The organism is Chryseobacterium sp. PMSZPI (genome assembly GCF_002835665.1).
Lineage (GTDB): Bacteria > Bacteroidota > Bacteroidia > Flavobacteriales > Weeksellaceae > Chryseobacterium.
The window spans coordinates 76530-86674 of record NZ_PIZV01000060.1; the positions used below are offsets into that span (position 1 = coordinate 76530).

Consider the following 10145-nt stretch of genomic DNA (forward strand, 5'->3'; position numbering starts at 1 on the left):
AATAATACTTAAAAAACGAATTTAAAAATGATTCATAGTTATGTTATCATATCTATTGCAGTATTGCTTTCTGTGATGATATTAGTGATGATCGGACAGAAATTAAAAGTAGCCTACCCAATTTTTCTTGTGATTGCAGGGTTGCTGATAAGTTTTGTTCCCGGAATGCCCCGTATTGAAATAGAGCCTGATTTGGTCTTTCTTATTTTTCTGCCTCCTATTTTATTTGAAGCAGCATGGTTTACCTCATGGCAAGACTTTCATAAATGGAGAAAACAAATTTTTTCAATGGCCTTTGGATTGGTGTTTTTAACCTCAATCGTTGTTGCTTACCTTTCATCATCTATCATTCCCGGACTTACGGTGGCGATGGGGTTCCTTTTGGGAGGAGTGAATTCTCCACCGGATGCAGTGGCGGCGACTTCGGTGTTAAAGCATATGAAGATTCCTAAGAAAATTACGAATATTCTGGAAGGGGAAAGCTTAATTAATGATGCATCCAGTTTAATTGTGTTTAAATTTGCTCTTGCAGCGGTAATTTCAGGACAGTTTATCTGGAGAGATGCCGTTCAGGATTTCTTTACAATGGCTATTGGAGGGATTGTGGTTGGTGTTGTGATCGGATTTTTATTTGGAGCACTGTTAAGGATAATTCCAACAAATTCCAATATTGATACGGTTGTTACACTTATCGTTCCTTACATTATGTATGTAGGTGCAGAACATTTTCATTTTTCAGGGGTGCTTGCGGTGGTTGCAGGAGGATTATTGATGTCTTACAATTCACATTGTTATTTAAGCCATACTTCAAGAATTCAATCCGGGAATGTATGGAGTGTACTGATATTCCTGATGAATACGATTATCTTTATTCTCATTGGACTTGAACTGCCTATCGTTGTGGAGGGAATGAAAGAATATTCTATAGCTGACGGTATCTTTTATAGCGTTGTTATTGGTGGAGCGATTATTGGAACAAGAATTTTGTATAGTTATGCGTTGATGTATTTTCCGAGGCTTTGTTCAAAAGAATTAAGATTAAAAGTTCCTAAACCGGATTGGAGAGAGCCCTTCATTATTAGTTTTGCTGCCATGAGAGGAGTAGTTTCATTGGCTGCAGCATTATCGATTCCTGCATTTTTACCTAATGGAGATGCATTTCCACATCGAAATATTATTTTATTCGTAACTTTCGTTATTATATTGATTACTTTAGTTGGACAAGGTTTATTACTATCTCCAATCTTAAAAATGTTAAATATACAAGATGCAGGAAGTGAACTTCCGGAGGAAAAACAAGAGGTTATCCTGATGAGAAAACTGAAAGAAACGGCTCTCCATAAACTGGATAATGACTTTTCTGAACTGGCCGTAACAAACAGTCTGGTACGTCATCAAAAACACAAACTGGAAAATGAAATGATGCTAATGGCTGACAAAGCTCAATGTATGGCATCTACAGGAGACTATGTAAGTGCAATCAATGAAAATAAAGATGTGCTTCGCCAGATTATTCAGGCTCAGAGAAATGAGTTGCACAGAATGAAAAAAGAGAAAATATTTGATGATCATGTGATGAGAACCATTGAAATGCAATTGGACTTTGATGAAGCGAAAATTACCGGATTTTCGCATGGTTAAATAAATTTAATAAGAATCTCAATCCCAATTTTTAATAATATTAAAGCTAATTGTATGAAGAACTGTTAAATCAATCATATGAATACACCAATCACCATTCAGTACAAAATCAATGCTTCACCTGAAAAAATATGGAAAGTATTGACAGATAAGAATGAAATGAAATCATGGTATTTCGATATTCAGGATTTTGAACCGAAAGTAGGAAAAGTATTTAATTTCTATGAACCGGGAGGGGAAAATAGATTCCGTCATCAATGTGAAATTTTGGAAATTATTCCGAATGAAAAATTAAAACATACTTGGTCCTATCCGGATTATTCAGATGCGAAAACTATTGTAACTTGGGAATTGTTTCCGGAAGACAAGGGTACTTTGGTAAAATTGACCCATGAAAATATCGAAAATTTTAAAATTTTAGGAGATCGCTTTTCAAAAGAACAGTTTATGCAAGGTTGGAATGCTATTATCGGACAAAGTTTAAAGGGATATTTAGAACAATAATAATGATTGAATTACAAGCTTTTAATATTGAGGATGCTCAGACGTTAATCTCAAAAATAACAGATGAACGTATGCTTCTCCAATTTGCAGGACCAATGTATCATTTTCCTTTGACAGAAGATCAATTGGAAGAAGATTTATCTAACCCAGACAGGAGATTATTTAAAATTGTAGATCAAAGTAATGGAAATGCAATCGGACACGCTCAGATCTTTTTGAAGGAAGAAACATTTTTGTTAGGAAGAATTTTGATTTGGGATGATAATAACAGAGGGAAGGGATATGGTAAAAAAGTAATGAAGGAACTTTTGAAGTATGGGTTTAGCCATTTCGATAAAGATACTGCTGAACTGAACGTGTACGATTGGAATGTCGGGGCAATTGAATGTTACAAAAAAGTAGGATTTACCATTGATCCCCATATTAAAAAAGAAGCTAAGATTGACAAGGAAACATGGATCTCTCTTAATATGAAGATTCGTAAAAATACTTTTGAATTACAGGAATTATGATAGAATTTACAGGGCTGAGACCCATTCTTTGGACAGAAAATCTTGATGAAACCATAGGGTTTTATATGCATGTTCTGGGCTTTACATTAATGGCCAGGAATGATGAATGGGAATGGGCATCACTTCGTAAAGATGAGGTGCATATTATGATTTCCCAACCCAATAAGCATGAAAAGAACCATGGGATTGGTTTTACCGGTTCATTTTATTTTAATGTAAATCATGTAGATGATCTTTGGGAAGACCTTAAAACGAAAGCCGACGTTTGCTATGAAATCGAAACTTTTGAATGGGGAATGCGGGAATTTGCGATCTATGATAATAACGGTTATATACTACAATTTGGTGAACCTGTGGATAATATTGGCAATACGGAATAAAATTTGCTATTTTTGGGGAAATATTTAAAATATCAATGAAAAAAAATATTATAGCGGGTTTCGCAGCAATTTTATTACTGGCTTCTTGTAACAAGGATAAAGAAATCCTGAATACATTAAGCAATTATAATAATTCAATGGAGACAAAAGGATATCACTTTGGTGATAAGCTGGAACTTCCGAAAGAAGTAACGGACAATGCAGAAAGCGTAACCATTAGTTTTGGAGATAAAGAAACGACAAGCTTAGTTATTGATCCAAAGTTTTTCACTTTAGGAGATAATGCGGTTACTTTTAATATTAAAACAAAAGGAGGAGAAGTATTGAATCAGGATGCTACAATCAATGTATTTGCCAAAAATCCTGAAAAAAACATGGTATATCAGATTGTAGCAGAATATCCGCATGACCCTAAAAATTTTGTACAGGGATTTCAAATAGAAGGAAACACCATTTATGAAAGTGATGGTCAAAACGGATCTTCTCAGATTTTAAAATATACATTAGGAACGACCACACCTCTGGCTTCTACAAAACAGGCTCCTGAAGATTTTTCTGAAGGAAGTACCATTGTAGGCGATAAAGTCTATCAGTTGACATGGCAGAGTAAAAAAGGGTATATCTATGATAAGAATTCTTTAAAATTACTTTCCGAATTTGCTTATCCAAATGTATTAGGTGAAGGTTGGGGATTGACATATGACGGGAAAAACCTGATTGCATCGGACGGGAGTAAGCTTTTATATTTCCTTGATCCGAACGATCCTTCAAAACTTATTAAATATATTGCTGTTGCCGGAAGTTCACAAGCATATGATCAATTGAACGAATTAGAGTATCACAACGGATTTGTTTATGCAAACGTGTGGCAAAAACCAATCATTCTAAAGATTAATCCTGCTAATGGAGAAGTTGTCGGGACTTTTGATTTCTCGGATATTGCCAAACAAAATACAAAAGGAAGTGATGATGTATTGAACGGAATTGCTTTCAAAGGTGATAATATGTTGGTAACAGGTAAAAACTGGCCAAAAATATATGAAGTTCAGGTGAAATAAATAATTCATCTATCTATAAAACATAGCGTTCCTGAAGGGACGCTATTTTTATGTAAGGCGTAAAATTTAGTATTTTTGAAAAATGATTAAAAATCTCATGAGGCGAAACATAATAGCCGGTTTTATGGCAGTGCTTCTGCTGGCTTCTTGTCATAATAACGAAAAGATGCTGGATATTTTGGCTGATTACAATAATTCAAAAGAAGCTAAAGGCTATCATTTTGGTGATAAATTGGAACTTCCAAAAGAGGTGACGGAAAATGCTGAAAGTGTAACCATAAGTTTCGGAGATAAAGAAACAAACAGTTTTGTCATTGATCCCAGGTTTTTTACTTTGGGGGATAATGCTGTTACTTTTACTATCAAAACAAAAGGAGGTGAGGTGTTGAATCAGGATGCAACAATCAACGTATTTGCCAAAAATCCTGAAAAAAATATGACCTATCAGATTGTTGCGGAATATCCGCACGATCCCAAGAATTTTGTAGAAGGGTTTCTTGCAGAAGGAAATATAATCTATGAAAGTGATGGGTTAGATGGTGCCTCACAACTTATAAAATACACATTAGGATCAGCCACTCCTGGCATGGTTAAGCAGCAGCCTGCTGGTGTTTTTTCTGAAGGTTGCGCTGTAGTTGGAGATAAAATTTATCAGTTAACTTATAAGAATAAAATAGGATTTGTTTACGATAAAAAAACATTCGAACAACTTTCAGAATTTCCTTTACCTAATGTGATCGGAGAAGGTTGGGGGTTGACCTATGACGGAAAAAACCTTGTGGCAACAGACGGTTCAAAAAACCTTTATTTTCTTGGTATTAATAATCCTTCAAAAATTGTGAAAACAGTTTCCGTGGCAGGAAATACCGAAACATTTGAGCAGCTTAATGAATTGGAATATCATAACGGTTTTATCTATTCGAATGTATGGCATAGACCGATTATTTTAAAAATTAATCCAACAACCGGAGAAGTCGTTGGTAAATTTGATTTTACCAAACTGACCGGCGAAAATGATAGAGGTGAAAGTGAAAATGTATTAAACGGAATCGCATTCAAAGGAGAGAATATGTTGGTTACAGGAAAAAATTGGGCTAAAATCTACGAGGTTGCTATAAAATGAGGGACATAATGAAACATCATTTTAGTTTAAATAAAAGTATGTAAATTGCAATCTTCTCCGGAGGAAAATTATCTTTAACAAAATACAATTTGAGGCTACTATATTTAATATGCATTTTCATTTTCTGTACATCGACGGCACAGAAAATTCTTCCTTTGGATACTCTGAAATTAAAGGAAGCCAAAGATATGCTTGCAGATGATTATGGCAATCTCTACATCTATAAAAACAAAGACTTCAGCTTTACAAAATACGACTCATTAGGGAAACAGATTGGAAAAATGATGCTTACTGTTCCTTATAAGGTCCAAACAGTACAAAATCCATTGAATGTTCCTCTGTTTTCTGAAAATGCTCAGGAAATGAAATTTGTAGATCAAAATTTGAATGAAATCCAAAAGCTTGATTTTAAACAAAAGTTTGGTTTTATCAGAATGGCTTATGCAGAAGATTTACAGCAGCTATGGCTATTGGATGATAGTACAAAGCGACTGATACAATATAATTTCAGGAACGATACAACCATCAATTCATACCCTTTTGATATTAGCTTTGAAGACCTGTTGGATTTGCTGGTATATGAAAATAAAATTTATATTCTGACAAGAAAAAGCGTCAGTGTTTATACGCTGAAGTTTGAGAAACTTTATGAAACCCCTGTGAATAATGGAAAACGCTTCAGAAGAGAAAATGATACGATTCTGGTTGTTGCCAATAATTCCATTTTAAAATATGTTCCTGAAAAAGGAATGGTCACTATTTTTGAAGATCAGGATGCACAAATTGTGGATAAAAACATCCTATCTTATTTTGAAATCAAAGGGAACAAGCTTTATCTTTACAGTCTTGAAAAAGTAAAGAAAACCGACTTGCCAAAAGAACCAGAAACTCAACCGGAAGTAAAGCCGAATTCCACGGAAAAACCAATAGAACATATTGAAGAAAAGGAAAAGGCAAAATCCGAAGGAAAATCTTCAGACAATACATTAGAAAAATTGATAGAAGAAGCTTCCGATGTTCAGGCGACAGTGGTGGAGAAGCTTATCAATTAATCAGTAAATACAAGGAAAAAAATATGCATATTGCAGTTACAGGAAACATTGGAGCAGGAAAAACAACTTTAACTACGATGCTCTCCAAGCATTACGGATGGGATGCACAATTTGAAGATGTAGATCACAATCCTTATTTGGAGGACTTTTATTCGGATATGAGCAAGTGGAGTTTTGCGTTGCAGGTGTATTTCCTGGGAAGTAGATTCCGTCAGGTGAAAGAAATCAGAGAAAGTGGTAAAAATATTATTCAGGATCGTACCATTTATGAAGATGCCCACATTTTTGCAGAAAACTTAAATGATATGAATCTTCTTTCTGACAGAGATTTCAATAATTATTCATCACTTTTCGATCTGATGAAAACCTTTGTTTCTGCACCGGATTTATTGATTTATTTAAAATCTGATGTACCCAATCTTGTAAAGAAAATCTACAAAAGAGGGCGTGAATACGAAGCGTCCATTAGTATCGAATATCTATCAAAACTAAATCAAAAATATGAAAAGTGGATTTCCAATTATACGGAAGGTAAGCTTTTGGTTATTGAAGTAGATGATTTGGATTTTGTTGAAAAACCGGAGGATTTCGGATTTATTCTGGAGAAAATTGAAGCGGAACTTCACGGATTGTTTTAGCAAATATTTATCAGAATATTAAGAGAAGTCCAAATGATTTCTTAGTAAATTTGTTGTAAACAAGTTTAATCCTAAATAATTAAAAATGTTAGTTAAAGTTTTACATAACGGAAACTGTTCAAAGTCAAATGCTGTATTGGAGTATCTTGATGAAAATGGAGTGTCTTTTGAGATTATCAATATCATTGAGGATCCGTTGAGTGTATTGGAGATTAAAACAGTTTTGAAGAAACTTAACCAAAGCGTTTTCCATATCATTCGTAAAACGGATAAATTATATATTGAAAATTATGCAGATAAAAACTATTCCGAAGAAGAATGGATTAAAATTTTGTCTGAAAATCCTTCACTGATACAACGACCTATTTTAGTAAAAGGTTCCGTAGCCATGTTAGGAAGACCTATTGAAAATGTAAAATTCTTTATTGAAAAATAGAGATATAGAAATAATACTTAATTGGCGGAACCAAAAGTAAAAAATAGCAACTATGCAAGTCAACTTCTAATTGGAAACTTCAGCCAATTTTAACCAATATTTAAAGACCATTTAAATCATATTAAAAATGCACTCAGCTAGAGTGCATTTCTTTCTTTTACTACTTAAACAGTATAAAGCTTATATATAAATACTTTAACTAACATTACAGATGTCCATAATTCTAATAAAAAAATATTTTTTATATATATAAGTGGTTGATAAATAGCGATTTGGCATAAAAGAATAAATCCCAGTATAATTGATTTATTTTATATATTTAAATCAAGTTTTTAAAACAATAACTAACATTAAAAAACAATTATTATGAAAAAAAGTAATTTTATTAGTAACCATTGGAGTTACTGGACTTGTAAGCGCAAAAGGTGCATTAGAAAACAAAATTGAAACAAAAACTGCTAAAGTTGCTTTCCAACTGTGTGGGGTTATGGTAACTTATTACAACTCATCGGGGCAAGCTACAGGGCAACAATGGTTTACCTCTGATCAACCAATTTAAATAGCTGCATGGCTTATCAAGCTGGGGTTATTGCCGATTTAAGATCTAAAGGTTATAATGTAAAGCAACAAACGGCATTAGGGCAATCAACCGATGTTAACCCTTAAGAATCAACCAAAAAAAATATAATGAACAAGTTTCTTTTTCTTCTATCTCTTTTATTTTTTTGGGGCTTATCAGCACAAAAGCAGATACACATACAATACTTGAATGTAAGGTCACCTATTGCCAATGTATATGAGGATTTATATACTAATGGTACAAAGGTTATATCAAAACAAGATGGTAACATTATGTGGACAGACCCAAGTTTTAATAAAAATAAAAAAACTCAAGATTTTTATTTTATTTCTAATATTGATGATACAACAAATGACAGGAATTTCTTTTTTACATCATTTGTTAAGGACAATGCAGAAGACTATTATTTTGTATATGATAAAGTTCCACAGATTAATTGGAAAATTGAAAAAGAATCTACTAAAAAAATACTTGGTTACGAATGTATAAAAGCAATAGCTAATTTTCGTGGTTCTTCAGTAACTGCCTACTTTACAAAAGAAATTCCTTATTCTGTTGGTCCATTTAAATTTTTTGGGTTACCAGGTGCAATTCTTGATGTAAGGGTTGATGGTAAAGATTTTGATTTATGGAAAGCTGTAAAAGTTGACCTTAATGACAAATCTAAAGTTGAATATAATCCTGATTTTCCTAACTTTACAAAAGCTAAGATGAAAGACTATATAATACGAAAAGATGATGCTGCAACCAGTTTCTTAAATAGTAGTAAAATTAGTGGAAGTACTGGAAAAATAGCAACAGTTCGTCTAGGTGTTGAACAACATTTTGAATGGGAAGACCAGACGACCAAATAATTTTAATAATCATTAATTATAAAAGCACCTCTATGGGTGCTTTTTTACTTTCGTGTTTATCCATAGAGAAGGATTTATTGCTGATTTTAAAATTCCAGGTTTGGGCTAAAGCCTATGGAAGGTTTTTATTTATTAAATGGGCTAAAGCCCATTTCTATCGATCATCAAAATCTTTTACATTTTATCTGATAATAAAAAAGACTGTCAAGCCAGACAGTCTTTAATTTCTACAATAGAATAACGCCTTCTATTTTTGCTACTTCTTTATAAATATTTACCACCTGGTTAGCATCCAAAACAAATGCATTGATATTGCAGGCAGTGTATTTTCCATTTTTGCTTTCGCGATTTCCTAATGTAAATTTAATACCATCAAAAACTTTGTAAATTTCAGTAAGTTTTGCCTGGTCTGTAGGAATAATAAATTTAAATAAATAATCTTCCGGAAAATCGTGATGATCCTCCAGTTTTTCGCTCAGAGATTTGTAAAAATCTTCCGGGCTTGCGTGTTGATTTCCTTGTAATATATCCATCTGCAATTATTAATATAATATAAATATAACGAAATTTTTCCTATTTTCCAAACGGTCCCAACAGGGATTTTGAGTTCTGATGTTCATAATCTTCGATAATATTGAACAGCCCGCTTACCAGTTGCTCCGAAGCAAGTTGGCTTAATCCTCCTGCATTTACCGTATTCTTATTTCCACCTAAAAGACTTCCCAGGAAATTACTTCCGGATAAGGCTGTGTTGATGGTTTTCACGATTCCGTATTCATTTAATTTCTCATCTACCTTTGGAGCTATCGCTGCGATAAGTTGCTGAGAGGTCTTTTCTTTGAGAATCTGGGTGGCAGTAGTCCCCTGGATAATTCTTGATACGTCCTGAGCATTTAAGCTGTTTACGGCACCCTGTAGAATTGGTCTTGAAGTATTGACAGTATAAGCTGCTGCCTGTGCAATATAATCTCTTTCTTTAGCTACTAATGAAGGTGCAATTTTTTCCAACATGGAATTAACCTCTCTCAATTGCTTGGGAAGAGCCTTATCTACCATATTGTTTTGAAGAAAAGCTTCTTTATTGGTGTAAATTCCCATCCCTTTATCAATCCCGTTAAGAAGCATTCTTTTAATAATGGAAAGCCCCATATCGGATGTCGCCAATGTTGTGCATGACTGTACCGTAGTGGTTATCAGGGTACCGGTCCCTATTATAAGAGCCGCTGCTATAATATATTTTTTCATTGATCTTTTTCTTGGTTTTTCAAAAACTGCACCAAAGGTAAATACTATTATCTATTTAACAAAATATTAAATTTTGCATGCGCATTTGGTGAATTATTTTCTGAAAATTAATATTTGGGCAT

The 10145-nt window shown here is 33.5% G+C and carries 12 protein-coding genes; 10 read left to right on the top strand and 2 right to left on the bottom strand.

The features are described 5' to 3' along the window. The first annotated feature begins 27 nt into the window (after nt 1-27). From CW752_RS12265 to CW752_RS12310, 10 genes are all read left to right on the top strand, one after another. Nucleotides 28-1641, top strand: coding sequence for a Na+/H+ antiporter (locus tag CW752_RS12265; RefSeq protein ID WP_101239995.1), 1614 nt, complete (start codon nt 28-30; stop codon nt 1639-1641). A gap of 78 nt (nt 1642-1719) precedes the next feature. Further along, nucleotides 1720-2145, top strand: coding sequence for an SRPBCC domain-containing protein (locus CW752_RS12270; protein ID WP_101239996.1), 426 nt, complete (start codon nt 1720-1722; stop codon nt 2143-2145). A 2-nt stretch (nt 2146-2147) separates the two neighbouring features. Continuing rightward, nucleotides 2148-2657: a GNAT family N-acetyltransferase gene (locus CW752_RS12275; RefSeq protein WP_101239997.1), complete on the top strand. Its 510-nt coding sequence runs from the start codon at nt 2148-2150 to the stop codon at nt 2655-2657. Next, nucleotides 2654-3037: a VOC family protein gene (locus tag CW752_RS12280; protein ID WP_101239998.1), complete on the top strand. Its 384-nt coding sequence runs from the start codon at nt 2654-2656 to the stop codon at nt 3035-3037. The genes CW752_RS12275 and CW752_RS12280 overlap by 4 nt, the downstream gene beginning before the upstream one ends. A gap of 35 nt (nt 3038-3072) precedes the next feature. Then, nucleotides 3073-4095 (top strand): glutaminyl-peptide cyclotransferase, encoded by a 1023-nt coding sequence (locus CW752_RS12285; protein WP_101239999.1) that lies wholly within the window; start codon nt 3073-3075, stop codon nt 4093-4095. Nucleotides 4096-4192: 97 nt separating this feature from the next. Continuing rightward, nucleotides 4193-5218 (top strand): glutaminyl-peptide cyclotransferase, encoded by a 1026-nt coding sequence (locus CW752_RS12290; RefSeq protein ID WP_101240017.1) that lies wholly within the window; start codon nt 4193-4195, stop codon nt 5216-5218. Between the two features lie 155 nt (nt 5219-5373). Beyond that, nucleotides 5374-6270, top strand: a complete 897-nt coding sequence (locus CW752_RS12295; protein WP_228401741.1) for a hypothetical protein — start codon at nt 5374-5376, stop codon at nt 6268-6270. A 23-nt stretch (nt 6271-6293) separates the two neighbouring features. Further along, the gene (locus tag CW752_RS12300) at nt 6294-6908 is read left to right on the top strand and encodes a deoxynucleoside kinase (protein ID WP_101240001.1); all 615 of its coding nucleotides are present in this window, start codon (nt 6294-6296) and stop codon (nt 6906-6908) included. A gap of 85 nt (nt 6909-6993) precedes the next feature. Beyond that, entirely contained in the window at nt 6994-7344 is a 351-nt protein-coding gene (locus CW752_RS12305; protein WP_101240002.1) for an ArsC/Spx/MgsR family protein, read from the top strand. A gap of 687 nt (nt 7345-8031) precedes the next feature. Further along, the gene (locus CW752_RS12310; protein ID WP_101240003.1) at nt 8032-8778 is read left to right on the top strand and encodes a GLPGLI family protein; all 747 of its coding nucleotides are present in this window, start codon (nt 8032-8034) and stop codon (nt 8776-8778) included. A gap of 227 nt (nt 8779-9005) precedes the next feature. Here the strand turns inward: CW752_RS12310 and CW752_RS12320 are convergent, their stop codons facing one another. Both CW752_RS12320 and CW752_RS12325 read right to left on the bottom strand, forming a co-directional pair. Beyond that, a complete protein-coding gene (locus CW752_RS12320) occupies nt 9006-9311 on the bottom strand; it encodes a DUF493 family protein (protein WP_101240005.1) in 306 nt (101 codons plus the stop codon). 40 nt (nt 9312-9351) lie between these two features. Then, entirely contained in the window at nt 9352-10023 is a 672-nt protein-coding gene (locus tag CW752_RS12325; protein ID WP_101240006.1) for a DUF4197 family protein, read from the bottom strand. Nucleotides 10024-10145: the final 122 nt, after the last annotated feature.

Excerpts from the sequence above, each read along its gene's own strand:
- CW752_RS12265 (WP_101239995.1), top strand. The coding sequence starts at position 28 with ATGATTCATAGTTATGTTATCATATCTATTGCAGTATTGCTTTCTGTG.
- CW752_RS12285 (WP_101239999.1), top strand. The coding sequence starts at position 3,073 with ATGAAAAAAAATATTATAGCGGGTTTCGCAGCAATTTTATTACTGGCT.
- CW752_RS12325 (WP_101240006.1), bottom strand. The coding sequence starts at position 10,023 with ATGAAAAAATATATTATAGCAGCGGCTCTTATAATAGGGACCGGTACC.
- CW752_RS12275 (WP_101239997.1), top strand. The coding sequence starts at position 2,148 with ATGATTGAATTACAAGCTTTTAATATTGAGGATGCTCAGACGTTAATC.
- CW752_RS12270 (WP_101239996.1), top strand. The coding sequence starts at position 1,720 with ATGAATACACCAATCACCATTCAGTACAAAATCAATGCTTCACCTGAA.
- CW752_RS12305 (WP_101240002.1), top strand. The coding sequence starts at position 6,994 with ATGTTAGTTAAAGTTTTACATAACGGAAACTGTTCAAAGTCAAATGCT.
- CW752_RS12280 (WP_101239998.1), top strand. The coding sequence starts at position 2,654 with ATGATAGAATTTACAGGGCTGAGACCCATTCTTTGGACAGAAAATCTT.
- CW752_RS12300 (WP_101240001.1), top strand. The coding sequence starts at position 6,294 with ATGCATATTGCAGTTACAGGAAACATTGGAGCAGGAAAAACAACTTTA.
- CW752_RS12310 (WP_101240003.1), top strand. The coding sequence starts at position 8,032 with ATGAACAAGTTTCTTTTTCTTCTATCTCTTTTATTTTTTTGGGGCTTA.
- CW752_RS12320 (WP_101240005.1), bottom strand. The coding sequence starts at position 9,311 with ATGGATATATTACAAGGAAATCAACACGCAAGCCCGGAAGATTTTTAC.
- CW752_RS12290 (WP_101240017.1), top strand. The coding sequence starts at position 4,193 with ATGAGGCGAAACATAATAGCCGGTTTTATGGCAGTGCTTCTGCTGGCT.